General features: G+C 60.9%; 19 protein-coding genes. 6 read left to right on the top strand and 13 right to left on the bottom strand.

What is annotated here, in order from left to right:
* Window positions 1–356: 356 nt before the first annotated feature.
* Both BBG20_RS20070 and BBG20_RS20065 read left to right on the top strand, forming a co-directional pair.
* Window positions 357–1,271, top strand: a complete 915-nt coding sequence (locus BBG20_RS20070; RefSeq protein WP_065906350.1) for a LysR substrate-binding domain-containing protein — start codon at window positions 357–359, stop codon at window positions 1,269–1,271.
* A gap of 24 nt (window positions 1,272–1,295) precedes the next feature.
* Window positions 1,296–2,729 (top strand): serine hydrolase domain-containing protein, encoded by a 1,434-nt coding sequence (locus tag BBG20_RS20065; RefSeq protein WP_065906347.1) that lies wholly within the window; start codon window positions 1,296–1,298, stop codon window positions 2,727–2,729.
* A gap of 214 nt (window positions 2,730–2,943) precedes the next feature.
* Here the strand turns inward: BBG20_RS20065 and BBG20_RS20060 are convergent, their stop codons facing one another.
* Genes BBG20_RS20060 through BBG20_RS20045 form a run of 4 tightly spaced genes read right to left on the bottom strand, consistent with a single transcriptional unit; the run spans window position 2,944 to window position 4,751 of the window.
* A complete protein-coding gene (locus tag BBG20_RS20060) occupies window positions 2,944–3,411 on the bottom strand; it encodes a periplasmic heavy metal sensor (RefSeq protein WP_065906345.1) in 468 nt (155 codons plus the stop codon).
* Window positions 3,408–3,833, bottom strand: a complete 426-nt coding sequence (locus tag BBG20_RS20055) for a hypothetical protein (protein ID WP_065906343.1) — start codon at window positions 3,831–3,833, stop codon at window positions 3,408–3,410. Before BBG20_RS20055 ends, BBG20_RS20060 begins: the two co-directional genes overlap by 4 nt.
* Complete coding sequence (locus tag BBG20_RS20050) at window positions 3,830–4,408, bottom strand: RNA polymerase sigma factor (RefSeq protein ID WP_065906341.1); 579 nt, start codon at window positions 4,406–4,408, stop codon at window positions 3,830–3,832. Before BBG20_RS20050 ends, BBG20_RS20055 begins: the two co-directional genes overlap by 4 nt.
* A gap of 31 nt (window positions 4,409–4,439) precedes the next feature.
* The gene (locus BBG20_RS20045) at window positions 4,440–4,751 is read right to left on the bottom strand and encodes a YXWGXW repeat-containing protein (RefSeq protein ID WP_065906340.1); all 312 of its coding nucleotides are present in this window, start codon (window positions 4,749–4,751) and stop codon (window positions 4,440–4,442) included.
* 226 nt (window positions 4,752–4,977) lie between these two features.
* On the opposite strand from BBG20_RS20045, the gene BBG20_RS32960 reads away from it, so the two are divergent.
* A complete protein-coding gene (locus BBG20_RS32960; RefSeq protein WP_162946075.1) occupies window positions 4,978–5,118 on the top strand; it encodes a hypothetical protein in 141 nt (46 codons plus the stop codon).
* Here BBG20_RS32960 and BBG20_RS20040 read toward each other — a convergent pair.
* Complete coding sequence (locus BBG20_RS20040; protein WP_065906338.1) at window positions 5,115–5,363, bottom strand: DUF1652 domain-containing protein; 249 nt, start codon at window positions 5,361–5,363, stop codon at window positions 5,115–5,117. The two genes, BBG20_RS32960 and BBG20_RS20040, sit on opposite strands and share 4 nt — an antisense overlap.
* 248 nt (window positions 5,364–5,611) lie before the next feature.
* Between BBG20_RS20040 and BBG20_RS20035 the strand changes: the two genes are divergently transcribed.
* Window positions 5,612–6,556: a sensor domain-containing diguanylate cyclase gene (locus tag BBG20_RS20035; protein WP_065906447.1), complete on the top strand. Its 945-nt coding sequence runs from the start codon at window positions 5,612–5,614 to the stop codon at window positions 6,554–6,556.
* A gap of 264 nt (window positions 6,557–6,820) precedes the next feature.
* On the opposite strand, the gene BBG20_RS20030 is transcribed toward BBG20_RS20035, so the two are convergent.
* The 6 genes from BBG20_RS20030 to BBG20_RS20005 all read right to left on the bottom strand — a co-directional run bounded on the left by BBG20_RS20030 (window position 6,821) and on the right by BBG20_RS20005 (window position 10,394).
* A complete protein-coding gene (locus tag BBG20_RS20030) occupies window positions 6,821–7,081 on the bottom strand; it encodes a hypothetical protein (RefSeq protein ID WP_065906336.1) in 261 nt (86 codons plus the stop codon).
* A gap of 3 nt (window positions 7,082–7,084) precedes the next feature.
* Entirely contained in the window at window positions 7,085–7,531 is a 447-nt protein-coding gene (locus tag BBG20_RS20025; RefSeq protein WP_065906334.1) for a GNAT family N-acetyltransferase, read from the bottom strand.
* Between the two features lie 99 nt (window positions 7,532–7,630).
* Complete coding sequence (locus BBG20_RS20020) at window positions 7,631–8,530, bottom strand: helix-turn-helix transcriptional regulator (RefSeq protein ID WP_065906332.1); 900 nt, start codon at window positions 8,528–8,530, stop codon at window positions 7,631–7,633.
* Between the two features lie 36 nt (window positions 8,531–8,566).
* The gene (locus BBG20_RS20015; RefSeq protein WP_065906330.1) at window positions 8,567–9,262 is read right to left on the bottom strand and encodes a fumarylacetoacetate hydrolase family protein; all 696 of its coding nucleotides are present in this window, start codon (window positions 9,260–9,262) and stop codon (window positions 8,567–8,569) included.
* A 269-nt stretch (window positions 9,263–9,531) separates the two neighbouring features.
* Window positions 9,532–9,861, bottom strand: a complete 330-nt coding sequence (locus tag BBG20_RS20010) for a hypothetical protein (RefSeq protein ID WP_065906328.1) — start codon at window positions 9,859–9,861, stop codon at window positions 9,532–9,534.
* A gap of 92 nt (window positions 9,862–9,953) precedes the next feature.
* Window positions 9,954–10,394 carry a carboxymuconolactone decarboxylase family protein gene (locus tag BBG20_RS20005; RefSeq protein WP_065906326.1) on the bottom strand — a complete coding sequence of 147 codons (441 nt, stop codon included), beginning with the start codon at window positions 10,392–10,394 and terminating at the stop codon, window positions 9,954–9,956.
* Between the two features lie 183 nt (window positions 10,395–10,577).
* Between BBG20_RS20005 and pdxR the strand changes: the two genes are divergently transcribed.
* On the top strand, window positions 10,578–11,963 hold the full coding sequence (gene pdxR, locus BBG20_RS20000) for a MocR-like pyridoxine biosynthesis transcription factor PdxR (protein WP_065906324.1): 1,386 nt from the start codon (window positions 10,578–10,580) through the stop codon (window positions 11,961–11,963).
* A 70-nt stretch (window positions 11,964–12,033) separates the two neighbouring features.
* Here pdxR and BBG20_RS19995 read toward each other — a convergent pair whose 3' ends face one another.
* Together BBG20_RS19995 and BBG20_RS19990 are read right to left on the bottom strand one after the other, a co-directional pair.
* Window positions 12,034–14,532 carry a TonB-dependent siderophore receptor gene (locus BBG20_RS19995; protein WP_065906322.1) on the bottom strand — a complete coding sequence of 833 codons (2,499 nt, stop codon included), beginning with the start codon at window positions 14,530–14,532 and terminating at the stop codon, window positions 12,034–12,036.
* 1,108 nt (window positions 14,533–15,640) lie between these two features.
* Window positions 15,641–16,078 carry a DUF3995 domain-containing protein gene (locus BBG20_RS19990; protein ID WP_065906320.1) on the bottom strand — a complete coding sequence of 146 codons (438 nt, stop codon included), beginning with the start codon at window positions 16,076–16,078 and terminating at the stop codon, window positions 15,641–15,643.
* 92 nt (window positions 16,079–16,170) lie between these two features.
* Here BBG20_RS19990 and BBG20_RS19985 point away from each other — a divergent pair, with 92 nt between their 5' ends.
* Window positions 16,171–16,560 (top strand): DUF2946 domain-containing protein, encoded by a 390-nt coding sequence (locus tag BBG20_RS19985; protein WP_065906318.1) that lies wholly within the window; start codon window positions 16,171–16,173, stop codon window positions 16,558–16,560.
* Window positions 16,561–16,611: the final 51 nt, after the last annotated feature.

Here is a 16,611-nt window from a genome sequence, read left to right as displayed (position 1 = left end):
CTTACGCTTGGGGTTCGGACGCTGGCAGGACCCAAAAAGAGGCACGGCCGAACACCTGGATAGTTGTTGTTGTTTTAGTCGCCTTCACGGTCGGCGAATGTTCCTGGACCGATCTTATTCTTCACGCGGCAAGCTTGAGAAGAACGCTCCAGGTGATCAGGCTCGGCTTTTCCGATCACCTACCGAGCCGTTCACAACCTGCCCCCAGCCTACCGAAAAATCGGGGCCCGGAGCCGTTTGCGCGCGTTCAGAAATAATGAACCTGATCGGCCAAACCGATCTGTGCGCACCTGGAGGCATCAGATAAGCTGGCGGGTATTCAATGGTTCAAATGCTCAAACCCGAGGCCGTCCTTCATGACACTCACCCATCTTCGTGCGTTCTGTGCCGTGGTCGAAAAAGGCAGTTTCCGCTCTGCCGCGCGCCAGTTGGACGTGGCACAAAGCACCCTGACCCAATCGATCCAGACCCTCGAAAAAGAACTCGGCGTGGTCTTGCTGCAACGCTCGAACCAAGGCATCAACCTGACGTCGGCTGGCGAAGTGTTCCTGGTGCGCGCCCGTTCCATCACCCTCGATTGCGAACGCGCGCTGCTCGACCTGCAACCCTGGAAAGGCGAGCCCGAAGGCCATATCGACCTGGGCGTGACCTCCGAGCCCCTGGCCGAGCTGCTGGTGCCGGTGCTGAGCAACTTCACCCAACGCTTCCCGCGCATCCAGGTGCACGTGGCCAGCGGCACCACCAAGGGCCTGGTCGAAAAGGTCCGCGATGGTCGCCTGGATTTCGTGCTGTGCCCGCTGGCACCGAATGTCACCGATATCGACCTGTCCATCGACCGTCTCTACAGCTCCAGCGCCGGCATTATCGCGCGCAAGGGCCACCCGTTGGGCCAGGCCAGATCGGTGCGGGAACTGGTGGACTGCCAATGGATCAGCGTGCGCTCCACCGGTGTCATCGGTGGCGCGGAAAACCGCCTGGTCCAGCTGTTCCGCACCCAGGGCCTGGCGCCGCCGAAGATCGCGATTACCACCGACTCGCTGCTGGAAACCCTGCACATCGTCTCGGAAACCGACTACCTGACCATCGAACCGCGCATGCTGCCGGGGATGAAGCTGTTTTCCAGCGCACTCACCACCATCGCCATCGAAGAACCCCTGGCGCCCCGGGATGTGTGCCTGATCAGCCGCCGTTCAGCGCCCCTCACCGGGGTCAGCCAGGAACTCACCAGCATGCTGATTTCCTATTCCCGGCTGGTACACCGCAGCCGTTGATCGCCACCCTTGCCGAGCCTTTTCATGCCTCTGACTTCCTACGATGGTCTGCCGCGCGCCAGCGCCAGCAGCCTTGGTATTGACCCCGACCGTTTGATCGCGTTTCTGGATGAGGTCAAGGCCGCCGACCTCGACCTGCACGGCTTCATGCTGCACCGCCACGGCCACGTGGTTGCCGAAGGCTGGACGTGGCCGGTAGATCCCAATGAGCCACGCGTGCTGCACTCCATGGCCAAGAGTTTTACCGGCTGCGCCATCGGCCTGGCCATCCAAGAAGGCTTGCTCAATCTCGATGATCGGCTGGTGCGTTTCTTCCCCGATGAAGTCCCCGCGAACGCCGACCCGCGCCTGGCCGACATGACTGTCGAACACCTGCTGACCATGCGCACCGGGCACGCCAGCAACACCTCCGGCTCAGTGTGGCGCAGCATCAGCACCAGCTGGATCGCCGAGTTCTTCAAGATCCCCCTGGCCTACGCGCCGGGCAGCGAATACGTGTACACCAGCGCGGCCAGCTACATGCTCTCGGCGCTGATCAACCGCGTCACCGGCCAAACCCTGCACGACTACCTCAAGCCGCGCCTGTTCATCCCCTTGGATATTTACAATGAAACCTGGGACATCGGCCCGGACGGCGTGAACCCCGGCGGCAACGGCCTTACCGCCCCCGTGTCGGCGGCGCTGAAACTGGCGGTATTGCATGCCCAGAACGGTGTCTGGGACGGCCGGCAGGTATTGCCGGCGGCGTGGGTCCAGGCCGCTACCCAACCCCAGGGCGGCCCCGACAGCCGCTACGGCTACCACTGGATGATGAAACCGCGCCCAGCCTTCAGTGCGCTGGGGGTGTTCGTGCAGATGGCCGCGGTGTACCGCGAACACAACGCAACCTTGGTGCTGGTAGGTGGGATGAAAAACTCGGCAGAGATCGTGCCGTTTATCGAGCGTTATTTTCCCGCAGCCTTCAGCGAGGATTGCAGCGTGAAACCCGAAGCCGATTCACGGCTGGAGCAACGGCTGGCGAGCATGGCTGAGCAGCCTCTATTGGTTTCAGACTGCCCGGCGCCCGAGGATTCGATACGCGTATTTGTCGTGGCCGAAAACGGGCTTGGCGTGCGCCAACTGTCGTTCGCGTTTACAGGTCATGTACTCACCTTCGAACTGACCGACAGCCAGGCCACCCATCGCTTGCAGATCGGCATCGACCACTGGCTCACAGGCCTCACCAGCATGCCGGGTCGTGCGTTGCACCATGGTTATGAATTCAACCACGCACAGATCGTGGCCGGTGCCCGCTGGTTGGATCAAAAGACGCTGGAGATGACCTGGATCTATCCGCAGACCGCATTCAGGGATCGGGTGAAATGTGTGTTTGAAGGCAACACCGTGAGCCTCGCCCGCACGGTGAACGTCAACAGCGCAGAGCGAGAGCAGGAAGTGCTGGTAGGCAAACGTCTGTAGGTCAACCCGCTCACCACATAAAATCTTAGAACCTGGCTGGGCGTAACACCCAGGTGCCGGCATCGCCGACAAGCCAGCTTCTAAAGGTTGACCGTGGTCGCCATGCGAACCCTTGGGTTACTTTGGGCTGGGCCGGCATTCCGGCTCCTTTCCAAAGTGACCCGCTGTAAAAGCGCAACCCATGGCAACCGCGACCGCAGCAACGAATATGGACTCAAGACCGAGGCTTCTTCCCCCGCTCCTGCCCGCGCAGGTACAACGCCTCCACCAGTTTCTGCCGTTCATCCTGCGGCAAGGTCCCGGCAAACTGCGCCAGGGTGCCATCCACCAGCGCCCTTAGCGCTGCATCCGCCTCGCGCGCCTTGGCCAACTCGGCCACCAACACTTCATGGTCCAGCGTGGGTGCCTCCAGTTGCTTGATCACCCCCATGCGCGCCTCACGTCCGGCCATGATCAACGGCTGGCTGTCGGCACTGTTGCGTCGCAGCAACTGGCGCAGTTCCCTGCGCCGCTCCGGTGGCAGGTTGATCATGGCCTGGCGCAGGCCGTGCTGGTTGACCAGCACTTGCGCCGGTTTGGCGCTGGCCATCCAGTGGTAAAGGCCACCGCCGACCCCGCCGATCAAAAACACATTGAGCAACACCGAAACGAACAACCACGGTTTAAGGGATCTGACGGTCATTGCTCGGTTTCCTCAGCGTTGACGGTAAAGACGACTTCGGCGTCGCCCTGGTCGAAGACACTGGGCAGCACTTCGGATGACAACATGGGCAACGGCACGCTCATGGACGCCACCAGCATCCCGGTGACGATGCCGGCAATGCCCACGCCGACCAGGCCGGCGGGCGATAACCAGCTGGCGTAGCGTGACCAGAATGAGCGTGGCGCGGATTGACGTATCTGCCGCACCAGCGCCGGGTCGGGCAACGCGAGTTGATGGCTGTCCAACTGATGGTCGAGCCAGCGCGCCTGCTGCAGGGCGTCGCGCGCATGCAGATTGCCGCTGTCGAGCAACGCCTGGGCGGCGCGCTGTTCGGTGTCGGGCCAGCGCTGCAGGTCCGCCCCGTACACGTCGGCCAGATAAGCAAAGCGTTCGGGTGTCATGATTTTCCCCTTCCTGGGCGGGCAAGCCCGGGTGTGTCGGCAAGTTGACTGCGCAACTGGCGTCGGGCCCGCGACAGCAGGCTCTCCAGTGCCTCGACGCTGATATTCATCAGGGCCGCGGCGTCGATATTCGACAGCTCCTGGTAGTACTGCAGCACGATGGCTTCGCGCTGGCGTTCGGGCAAGGCCGCCAACGCGGCGGCCATGCGGGCACTGCGGTCCAGGGTTTCCAGCTGTTCATCCGGTGGCGGCGCACTGTCCGCCAGTTCTGCCGTGTCCTCGTCGCTCAGCGGGCGCTCCTTGCGCCGGCGCAGGCGGTCGTGACACAGGTTGAGCGCGACCCGGTGCAACCAGGTGTCGAAACGCGCCTCGCCACTGCGCCAGTTGGCCGCCTGGCGCCAGATACGCAGGAAGCTTTCCTGGGCCACGTCCTTGGCCTCATCGGCATCGCCCAGGATCCGACTGGCGAGCGCCAGCAAACGCGGGAGCTTGCGCGTCACCATTTCGTTGACGGCGGCAGGTTCGTTATTGCCGATACGCGCCAGCAGTTCAACGTCCGGATCAGAGTCTTTCAATCGGGTAGTTCTCGGGGCCAAGGGTCAAGTTTCAGCGGATCCAATGCCCTTCGCGCCAGTACCAGTTCGGACCATGGGCTTCCCAGTGGCCGGGCTCCCAACGCGCATTGCGCATCACCGGCTGCCAGTGACCCGGCACCCAACCGTAGCCGCGCCCTTCCCAGCGCCAGTGGCCTCGGTCCCAGGCGTAGCCGGGGCGCTGGGCGGGAATCACTTCCACACGCTGCGGCGGCGGTGCCTGCTGGATGATGATTTCGGTCTGGGCAAAAGTCGGGGTGCTCACAAACGCGGCGAGCGCCAGCGGAGCAAGCAAGGAAAAACGCAATTTGGCCAGGGGTCTCATGGCAACTCCTTCATGCAACCGGCGAAAGTGCGGGTTGCTGATGGGTTGAACGGCAGGTGCGCAAAAAATCCGTCGCGGGCCGCGCGGATTTATTTTCGGGCAGTGCTCGCCAGCAGTATTGCGCAGGGAATGAGAGGGCTTGATGAAATATCTGAAAGCTTCGCGACGGATTTACGCGGGTGGCCGCGTTGAAGGATTAACGCAGGTAAAACCAAGAGGAAACACCATGTACCGTCGCCTTACCATGCTGGTTGCCGCCCTGCTGATCGTCAGCCTCAGCGGTTGCGTGATCCTGCCGGAGCACCGCCATTGCTGCTGGCGCTACTACGGCGCGCTCGACACGCCCAGCCACACCGTCGACAGCTAACTGACCGCCGCAAAGCCACGGCGCCCGGCCTTGAGCTCGGTGCGCAGTTCGCCGATCAGGTTTGCGATGGAACGGATGCTGTCCAGACCCTCGGGGGACACGCGCGTCAGCAGCAGGTCGACGCGTCCGGACACTGGCTCGAACACGCTGATGCGCAGCGAACCGTCGCTGTTCACCGTGCAATCGCACGCAAGCGGCAGGAAGCCGGAGGCCATGATGCGGTTGAATTCGACGATGGAAATCATGATAAGTCCCCTTCCCTGGGCCTCACCCGGTAGTTGTGATGCAGACAGAGTAGATGAGGTTTTGCAGGGGATGGGGCTATTCGCGCAAAAGTGCCAACCCTGACTCATTTTGCCCCGGAACCGCCGGTTCGCTGGCGTCAGAAAAGCGGTCAACCAGACCTCTCGCCTACTGCCAAAGCCCGGGCTTGACTCCAGGCGTGGATCAAAAGACGCTCTTGGCTTTTGGCCATCATCTCGAGCATTCCAGCATGCGCATCGCCCCTCCGAGCCAGCCCGACAGTGACGTGTACAAGACGCTATTGGAGTCGACCAAGGCCATCCCCTGGCGCATCGATTGGCAGACCATGACCTTCAGCTATATCGGCCCGCAGATCGAGGCATTGCTCGGCTGGACCCCGCAAAGCTGGGTCAGCGTCGATGACTGGGTCGAACGCATGCACCCGGATGACCGCGAATACGTGGTGAATTTCTGCGTGTCGCAATCGCGCGCCGGCGTCGACCACGAGGCTGATTACCGCGCACTGACGGCGAATGGCGACTACGTGTGGATTCGCGACGTGGTGCATGTGGTGCGCAAAGAGGGTGAAGTCGAGGCACTGCTTGGCTTCATGTTCGATATCAGCGAGCGCAAGAAGACCGAAGAACACCTGGTGCGCCTGCAGAAACAACTCGAGGAATATTCCTACCAGGACGGCCTCACCGGCATCGCCAACCGGCGCATGTTCGACACCGTGCTGGAGCGCGAATGGGCCAGCGCCCAGCGCAGCCAGTTGCCGCTGTCGTTGATCATCCTGGATATCGATTTTTTCAAGCAGTACAACGACCACTACGGGCATATCAAGGGTGACGAATGCCTGCGCCAGGTGGCACGCACACTGTCGCAGGCGGCCAATCGCCCACGGGATTTCATTGCGCGTATCGGCGGTGAAGAGTTTGTGTGGCTGCTGCCGGAAACCGACGCGGCGTCGGCCCGGCAAGTGGCACAACGCTGCCTGCATCTGATCCGCCAGCAGCAGATCGAACACGGCTTTTCGCCCGTCGCCAACCAACTGACCTTGAGCCTGGGTGTCGGTACGCGGATCGTCACACCCGAGAGTGCGATGCTGGGTTTTGTCGAAGACGTCGACAAGTTGCTGTATCAAGCCAAACGTAATGGACGCATGCGCGCAGAGTTTGCCGAGGGTGAAGTTTGACGCCGAGGTCAAATCACAGGCAAAAAAAATCCCAAGTAGCTGATGGAAACTTGGGATTTAAAAATGCATAAACCGTGGGAGGTGAACGCCCGGCAATATTACCGATTGTAAAAAGCCGTAACAAGATTATTTTAATCCTTTCGTCGGATTAAAAGTGTTGTAAGTCATTCAATAACCACACTTTTTTAAAGGGAGTCAGCGGTATTAATGCCACTTTTTGGTGCAACTTCCGCTATATATCCACGTATAAGAAAGGGTTATTGATTAATTCGGTGCGCCTCTGCTGATCGACTGTTCGCTCAACTGTTTGCAGCTATCGCGAAGTTCAAGGCTGCCGGACACTGCCACACTGGCAACCCGCTCAACTTGCCGACACAGTGCCAGGCGCTCGGCGGCCTCCTCGCGCTGGCGATCCGCCTTGGCGTTGAGCTGCATGAAATACCCCCCGAGCAGCACCGCCACGCACAGCACCCCGACCGCATAGTAGCGCAGGCTGTTGGACGGCTGCGGCTCAAGGGGCCTCATGGTTTAGTCCACCCTGCTCTTTTCATAACGCACGTCGTCACCCTCGACCCGGCCCACTACCGACCAGCCCAGGCGTTGGTAGAAACCGTTGGCGCGAATGTCGGCACCACCATCGGTGATCAGGAACAGTCGCTGGTGATGCTTGAACAGCGCCGCCTCGGCCACGGCCATCAACTGGCGTCCAAGGCCAAGGCGCTCGTGCGACGGCAAGACGAACATTGCAAACACCTCTCCCTGCGCCAGGTCGACCATGGCAAACGCCACCGGCTGGCCCTCCACCTCGGCAATCCAGGCACAGGGCGCTGCCTGGATAGTGTCGGCCAGCACCTGCGGCGTGATGCCCAGTTCGGCCATCTGCTCGCGGCTCAAGTGGTTATGCACCACCGAGGTGCGGATGGCAAAAAGCGTGTCGATGTCATCCGTCGTCGCCACGCGGATACGTGTTTGCATACTGGCCTCCCTGATGAAGTGCGCAATTGTATGCAAATAGAAACACACCGATTGTCGTGGATTTGTAAAACGCCTTAACAGGCAGCGGCAGGCCGGCCGCTATGCACTGGATTGACGCCTGAATTGCCCCGGCGCCATGCCGTGAGCCTTGCGGAAACAGCGGGAAAAGTACGCCTCATCGGTAAACCCACAGCGATGTGCAATCACGCCAATCATCTGCGTGCCGTTGAGCAACAGCGTGCGCGCCAATTGCATGCGGCGGTCGAGCACCAGTTGCGAGAAAGGCTTGCCGGTTTCCTTGCGCAGCAGGTGGGTCAGGTAGTTCGGCGACAAAAAGGCCGCGGCGGCCGTATCGGTCAGGTTGAGGGTCGGTTCATGCAGGTGCTCGCGGATATGCGCCTGCACCCGCGCCAGGGCATCCTTGCGCCCGCGTCGGGTGGCGTTGTTGGCAGCGAACGCCTGTAACGGCTCGGCATATTGCTCGCAGACCAGGCCGATCAGCTGGAACAGATAGCCCTTGAGGCGCTCGCGCGCGCCGAAAGTGCGATGGGCATCCAGGTCGCGCATATGCGCCAGCCAGGTTTTGACCTGCTCGAACGTGGCATCGTCGAGGATGAAGTCCAGCTGTTCCTGGAAGCGAAACGGCGACAGTTCCGGCGCCTGGCCGATGGGGATGTCTTCCAGGTCCAGGGGATCGCACGTCAACTGCGGCAGGAAAAACGCCTGGCTGAAGTTGATCAACATGAACTCGCCATCCTCGGGATGCGGGATCACATGCAGCCGATGCGGCAGGATGAATGCCAGGGCATTACGCGGGAACGGCCGCACCGCGCCGCCGATATGCTGCACGGTGTCGCCGCCAAGGTTGATCTGGATCTGGAAATACTCATGGCGATGAGGACTGGTCAGCGCCGCCCTGCCGCGTTTGTCGCGGATGTAGAAGTCGGGGCGGTCGCTGCGCTGCTCCATGCCGTAAGTGGTGACGCGAGTGCCTGGCATAACGGTCTCTCGGATGGCCTGGGCACCACTGTAGCCTCAACCCTGGCCGAGGGTGAAACGCAACTCGCCAAGGCCGTCGATGCCGGCGCTGAGCACATCACCGCGCTGCACCGCGCCGACACCGGCGGGCGTGCCGGTGAAGATCAGGTCGCCGGGCTTGAGGGCTGCGGATTTGGAGGCGTGGCTGATCACTTCGCTGACGTTCCAGATCAAGTCCGCCAAGTCGCCGACCTGACGGAGCTGACCATTGACCTTGAGCCAGATTTTGCCGCTGGACGGATGCCCGACGGCGCTCACCGGTTGCAACGCGGTGGTCGGTGCGGATTCGTCAAAAGCCTTGGCCCATTCCCACGGACGCGAGAGCTTTTTCGCCTCGGCCTGCAGGTCGCGGCGCGTCAGGTCGATGCCGACGCCATACCCCCAGACGTGGGACAAGGCGTCTTCAGGATTGATGTCCACCCCACCCTTGCCGATCGCCACCACCAGTTCGACTTCGTGATGCAGGTCTGCGGTCAGCGGCGGATAGGCGATCACACCCTCGGCCGGCACCACCGCGTCTGCGGGTTTCATGAAGAAAAAAGGCGGTTCGCGGTCCGGATCGTGCCCCATTTCGCGGGCGTGTTCGCTGTAGTTGCGGCCGACGCAAAAGACCCGGCGCAAGGGGAAGCGCGCGTCGCTGCCCTTGACTGCCAACGAGGGGGGTTGCGCGGGGGTGAAGACATACTCGGTCATGGTCTGTGCCTCTTGGTTTGCCTGGCACCAGTATGGCGAGGGTGCCCGCGACGAAGTTGGACAGGCTTACGCAGATTTTGCACTGGGCGGTGTTTGCTCCTGCGGCGCACTGCCCGGCATCATTCGAGCCTGTGCAGTCCATGCACTTCAACCTGGGCTGGCGCGCCGCTGAATACCTGTCCCAGGCGAACCGATGGTTTATCGCCACGGCGAACGTATTTTTCCAGGAAGATGCCGGCTCACCGCAGTCTTTTTTAAACCGCCGGAGGTTATTTGCGCGCCACTTTATAGCGCAGGCAATCCTGGTAGAAACTCTGGCGAATCGCCTCGGGCTTGAGCCGTGAACGGCTGTCATAGGTCTGTTCGGTGATGCCCATGGCCATCATGCGCATCCACGATTTGCTGAACTTGATGGTCTGGATCTTCTGCCGCGCGGCATACAGCGACACGCCCGACAGCTTGAGTTCCTGGGCCCTGGCGGCAGTGCCGGCGCCCCAACTGCACATGTACTTGTCACCCTCGCGCAGCTCCCGTGCCTGCACGGCAGCCGCGCCGCCGGCCAATGAGCAGGCGATCAGCATGATTCCAACAGTGCGCATTTGCTTCCTCACCTAACCACCTGAAAATAAAAGTGATTTTGGCGAGGATTTGCCTACAGGGGGGCCATTAAATTGCCTTCTTGCGCAATGTTTCAGGCCGCCGCTGCCGGCGTGGTGCGAAAGGTGACGCCAAGGCGGTTAAAGGCGTTCATCAGGGCGATGCCGTAAGTCAGGTCAGCCAGTTCCTTGGCATTGAATTCGGCGGCGGCGGCAGCGTAGTCCGCGTCCGACACATCACTGCGGGTAACGGCTTCAGCGAAGGCCAGGGCGATGCGTTCCCGCGCGGTAAACACGTCGCGGGCATCGTGCCACACCGGCACCAGCACCAGTTTATCCACGGCCAGGCCTTGCTTGAGCAGGTCCCGCGAGTGCATGTCGATGCAGAACGCGCAGCCGTTGATCTGCGAAACGCGCAGGTACACCAGGTCGATCAGCGCCTTGGGCAGGCCGCTGTTCTGCAGGTAGACGTAGACGCCGCCGAAAGCCTTGTAACCTTCCGGGGATGCTTGGGTGTAATCGAGGCGAGTGGTCATGGTAAATCCTGTTGCGGTTGAGTGAAGGGGCCATCTTGCGGCGCCATGGCTCACCTCTGAAGAGCCAAGAATGGCGCTGATGCATAGACCATGATGGCCTGGTCATTTAGTGCATTTATGGCACTTGGGAATGGGTCATGGCCCCGGTAGAGTGAGATCAGCCACGACCTGGAGCCAGGCCCCATGTACACCCTGCCCCCGCCGGATCTCACCGACGCCGAACCGATCTACCGCCAGCTTTACTGGCGTTTTCGCAGTGCCATTGCCGAAGGGCTGCTCAAGCCGGGCGAGCGCGTACCGGCGGCGCGGGCCCTGGCCAAGGAGCTGGGGCTGGCGCGCGGCACCATCGACAGCACCTACTCATTGCTCACCGCCGAGGGCTACCTGGAGTCGCGCGGCCAGGCCGGAACGGTGGTGGCCCAGGGTATCGAGGCCGCCCTGCCCACGCGCGTGGTGGCCGCGCCCTACCACGCGGTGCGCCGTCAGCAGCCGGTGCTGCCCTTCCAGATGGGCCTGCCCGCGCTGGATGCCTTCCCGCGCAAGATCTGGTCGAAAATCGCCGCCCGCTGCGTGCGCGCCACGCAACTGGCCGACATGGCCAACCCGCCGGTCCAGGGCCTGCCCGCGCTGCGGACCGCCATCGCCAGCTATTTGCAGGTGGCCCGGGGTATCCACTGCACGCCGGAGCAGGTGTTTGTCACCTCGGGCTATCGCAACACCTTGAGCTTGATCACCCACGCATTGCTCAAGCCCGGCGACCGGGTGCTGGTGGAAGACCCGGGCTACCCGCCGACGCGCTCCCTGCTCGAGTACCTGCACATCAACACCGTGCCGCTCCCGGTAGACGCCGATGGCCTGTGCGTGCGCCATGCCGGCGACGCCCGCGCGGCGATCGTCACCCCCGCTCACCAGAGCCCGCTGTGCGTGTCGCTGTCACTGCCGCGTCGCCTGGAGTTGCTGGAGTGGGCCACGCGCCAGCAGGCGTGGATCATCGAAGACGATTATGACGGCGAATACCGTTATGTCAGTCGCCCGCTGCCTGCCCTCAAGAGCCTGGACCGCGAGGGTCGCGTGCTGTACGCCGGCACGTTCAGCAAAGTGCTGTTCCCCGGCATTCGCCTGGCCTACCTGGTGGTGCCCTCCTCCCAGGTTGCGCACTTTGTGCAGGTGAGCCAGAGCTTTCTCGGCCATTGCCCGGAACTGACCCAGGCGATCGTCGCCAGCTTTATCGCCGAGGGGCATTTCGCCCGCCATATCCAGCGCATGCGCAAGCTCTATGGCGAACGCCGCGACGCCACCGCCAACGGCCTGCGCAAGGTGTTGGGCGAGCATATTGGCATCGATGCGCAGCCGGGCGGGATGCACCTGGTCCTGCGGCTCAAGGCTCCACTATCGGACCGTTTGCTGGTGAAGAAGCTGGCCGACGCCGGCATTTTTGCCGAGGCCTTGAGCGATTGGAGCATGGTGCAGCAAACCGGCCCCGGCCTGCTGCTGGGCTTTGCCAATATCGATTCCCAGGCCAGCGCCGAGGCCTTGGGTCGACGTCTCCTCGAATGCCTTACGGGCTAGCGTTCACGCGCGCCCTGACAAGCCTTGGCGATGCTGCTCGCGTACGTGTTCGCCAAGGCCTTTGTTCAGATCACCACTGGTAGGTCGCGCTCGCCTGCACCGTGCGTTGCGAGCCATACCAGCACCACGAGTACGAGTAGCAGGAGGCGACGTACTCTTTGTCCGCCAGGTTAGTGGCGTTGAGCGCCAGGCGCAGGTTGTCCTTGAGGTTGGCGATGTTCGGGATGTCGTAGTGCACCGCCGCGTCGAACAGCGTGTAGCCCGGCACCTTCAGGGTATTGGCGGTATCGCCCCAGGACGAACCGACATAGCGCGCGCCGGCGCCGACGCCGAAGCCCTTGAGGTGGCCGTCGTGGAAGGTGTAGTCGGCCCACGCCGAAGCGGTGTGGCGCGGTACCGCGTAGGTGGTGGTGCCTTCGGCGTCGATGGCAGGGCCTACGCCGATATCGCTGATCGGTGCATAGCGCACGGTGCTGTTGGACTTACTGATACGGTTATCCAGGTAGGCATAGGCCGCGGTGATATCCAGGTTGTCGTTGAGGCTGGCCTTGCCTTCGAGTTCAAAGCCTCGCGACTGCACTTCGCCGTCCTGGCTCTGGCAGCGACCGGAACCGCACAGGTGAGTCGGATCCGGGTCGGTCGTGAGTACATTGGTCTGGCGCAGGTCGAAAATCGCCGCGGTGATAAAGCTGTTGCTGCCCGGAGGCTGGTACTTGATGCCGATTTCGTATTGCTTGCCTTCCGTCGGCTTGAACACCGAACCGCCATACCCGGTGCCCGACTGCGGGTTGAACGACTCCGCATAGCTGGCATATGGCGCCAGGCCATTGTCGAACAGGTAGACCAGGCCGACCCGGCCGGTAAACGCCTTGCTGTCCAGGGAAGACTTGGTCTTGGCACCGGTACTCAGGGTCTGCGTGCTGTTGTCGGTGCTTGCCCAGTCATAGCGACCACCCAGCAGCAGCACCCACTTGTCCCACTTCATCTGCTCTTGCAGATAAACGCCGGTCTGTTCACTGCGCGAGGTGCCATCCGTGGTGTACGCCGGTACCGGGACGGCCGCGCCATAGACCGGGTCGAAAATGTCGAGGGTCGGCCCGGCGGTGTAAACGCCCGAACCGGACTTGGTGTCGGTGCTGGTGTTCTGGTAATCGAGGCCCATCAACAGCGTGTGCTGCAACGGCCCGGTGTCAAACTTGGCCTGCAGCTGGTTGTCGAGGGTGTAGGCATCCATGTCGACGTCACTGGCGATGGTCGAGCGTCGGATGGTGCGGTAGTCCGTCAACAAGTAGTTGCTGTAGAGGCTGCGGTACTGGCCCTCGGTGCGCAGGTAACGCGCGTTCTGGCGCACCGTCCACACATCGTTGAAGTGATGTTCGAACGCATAACCGAGGGAGTAGTACTCGCGGTCGCTTTTTTCGAAATTCTTCTCGCCGTCGTAGAAATCCACATCGATCTTGCGCCCGGTGGGGCTATGCAGCACCGAGCCCCACGCCGGGACCGAACCGTAGGACGCGCCCTTGGGGTCCTTCTGGAAATGCCCGAGCAAGGTCAGCGAGGTGTCCTCATCCGGGCGCCAGGTGAATGCGCTGGACAGCGACTGGCGGCGAGTCTCGGTGTGTTCGACCTGGCCGTCCGCATCATCGAAAAGGCCGGCGACGCGGTAGGAATACACGCCTTGATCATCGATCGGGCCGCTCAGGTCGAAGGTGGTGCGTTTCTTGTTGAACGTGCCGTATTCAACGCCCACTTCGTGGAACGGTGTATCCAGCGGGCGCTTGCTGACCATGTTGACCACCCCGCTCGGCGTGCCCTGCCCGTACAGCACCGAGGCCGGGCCGCGCAGCACTTCGACGCGCTCCAGGTCGAACGCGTCTTTTTGTGGCAAGGCGTCACGGCTCGATGGCATCCGCAAGCCGTCCAGGTAGGTGGCCGGGGCAAAGCCGCGAATGGTCAGTTGGTCCAGGCGCGACGCGGTGGCGCCACGGGTTTCCGGGATCACGGCGGCGCTGTAGCGCAGGATCTGGTTGAGGCTCTCGGCATTTTGCGCGCGCATCTGGTCTTTGGTGACAATCGAGATCGACTGTGGGGTCTCGATCACCGCGGTGTCGGTCTTGGTCCCCGACAAACTGCGCGTCGCGACATAACCGGAGACCGGCCCGGTAGGGCTTTCGCTCTGGTACGCGCCGCTGATGGTGGTGGCCTGCAACTCCATGGAGCCGCCGCTCTGCGGGATGGCCTCCAGGCGGTAGCGATCGGCGGAGAGCTTCAGGGCCTGCAGGCCGCTGCCGGCGAGCAACTGGGTCAGCGCCACGTCGATATCGTATTGCCCGCTCAGGCCGTTGCTGTGCTTACCCCGCGTCAGGCTTGCGTCGAATGCCAGCACCAGGCCCGCCTGCTCGGCCAGGCTGTTGAGAGCCTGGCTCAAGTCGCCAGCCGGAATCTGAAAACCACGCACCGCGCGGCTTTCTTCGGCGAAGGTGGTCTGGACGGTCAGCAACGGCACGGCGGCAAAGGCTATCGCCACTGAAAGGGCCAGTGGATGCAAAGGACGAGCGAGGCGCGACATGGGAAATCCTGTGTAGGAGAGGTTCTATAAACCATGACGGCCATGTCCGAAAATCGGGTAGTAATGAGATAAGTTTTTATTTGAGATTCATTCTGCCAGCGCAGCTGCAATCAGCTGCGGCGCTTTTTTGTGTGGCTTCGGGGAGTGTTTTTTTGAGGCTTTTTCCCTCGATGGGTGGGCCTTTTCTGATTTTTTGAACCGCTCATCCAGCGTTTTTTTCCTGCGGCAGAATCCGACGCCTTGCCCTTTGCCGAGACGTCACGGACGCTATCAAGTACGGGTGCAGGGCGATGGTTCTGCGCAACAGCTGGACGCTTTGTTTTCGCGCCCTACGCACAGCCAAGGAACATTACGATTTCAGGATAAGAATGAAATACTGGAATGAACTAGAGAGAAATATAGTCTTCGAGAAGTTATTCATCAAACCTGTAGAGATTGGAAAAATCGCATTATTTTCTTTGCAGATAGAATAGGAGGGCAAAGGCTATCACACTTGCAGAGTGGGGATTGATTGCCATGGCATTCGCGACTTGAAAATACAAAACCTAGACATTCGAGAAGTGTTTTTCTTGAACATCACACCCACTGAGGATCAGTTTTACTTTCAAGCAATCAACAAAAATGCATCAATTGAATTCAAGGCCAAATACATATCGCCTTGCGACCCAAATATTTATATAAACGGAGCTGATGATTATTTTTTGAGTTCAAAAATACATAATGGCTTCCTATGCCCCATAGCCAGCCTCCATTCGCCCCCTCACCCAGTTCCACTTTTGATTAAACCACTCCGCGTAAGCCGCTCTAGCATTGGCACTAATCAATGATTTACTTAGAAACAGAGCTTGATGAAGCTTTAGAAAAGCCATGGATCAAAAACAGAAAACTTAATACCGATGAGTTGAAGGTATTAATAATATCTCTTTGCGAACTTTTTTACGCCGCTGGGTGCGATTCTCCCGACCGATTGAAAACTCCCGACAACTTGACCGTATTTTATCTGAAACGACGGGATATCCATTTAGGATGACGGACATAAGCTTGTCGTTCTTGATTTACATGGACGACCATGACTGCGTCAGTTGGGCTTAGGCTAACGAAGCCAAGTTCACCCCCACGCCACAACCAACAACCCTACCCCCAACACCAGACACAACGGCGAATAAAAATACGTATCCAGTCGGGCAAACCTCGACCCGCCGACTTTCTTGAAGAACCCTACCAACTCCGAATCCCCAATCGCCCTGGCAAACATCACCACGGCAATCGCGCTGATTCCCCATTGCAACGCCCCATGGGACACCGCCGAGAAGTACAAGCCCGCTCGCAGGCACACCAGCAGCGCGATTGCCACCAGCCCCATCGCTACCAGAAAGGTCCCCAGCGCCGAGGGTTTGAACGCCGGGCGTGGGCCGCTGGCGAATTCACCGGGTAGCTGGGGGATGGCGGCGAGACTGCCGAGTTTGCCACCGGCGGCCCAGTACAGGTGCACCATGCTGATACAGGTGAATACGCCGACGATCCATCGTGCGATGACAAAGCTCATGACGGTTCTCCCTGAAAAGATGCGAGACAGGATAGTCGCCCTGAGATTTTTTGCAGGCATTTCGTCGGCGGCTGATGGTAAAGTGCCGCCCCATGAAAATCGCCCGTGCCGACCGCTCGCTCATTGCCTGGATGCTTTATTGCTGCGTCCTGTTCAATGTGTTCGCCTGCAGTATTGGTCATGGGCAGATGGTCGGGATGCAACTCAACGGCATCGGCGGGCAGTTCTGTACCGTCGACCCGCGTACCCAGGCACCCAAGCCGTCCAACTCCGCCGATGAGCAGTTGCCGACGCTGTCCAAGGCGTTTGGTTGCCCGTTGTGCTCGACCGGCGGCATGGGCCCGGCGCTCAATTCCAGCCTGAATGTGGCGGTGTTGCCGCAACCCCATGCGCCACCACCGGCGATCGTTGCTGCCGCTGACATCCCTGCCCGTTTCACCTGGCCCACGGCCCACCCGCGTGCGCCACCCGCCCTCGCCTGATCCTTCGCGTTCCGATCTGCACTGACCACCGTTTCCGCAAGGAAGAACGGG

Source organism: Pseudomonas aylmerensis (assembly GCF_001702265.1).
Classification (GTDB): Bacteria; Pseudomonadota; Gammaproteobacteria; order Pseudomonadales; family Pseudomonadaceae; genus Aquipseudomonas; species Aquipseudomonas aylmerensis.
The sequence above is the reverse complement of the archived record's forward strand: the minus strand, read 5'-3'. Positions and strand labels throughout refer to the sequence as shown.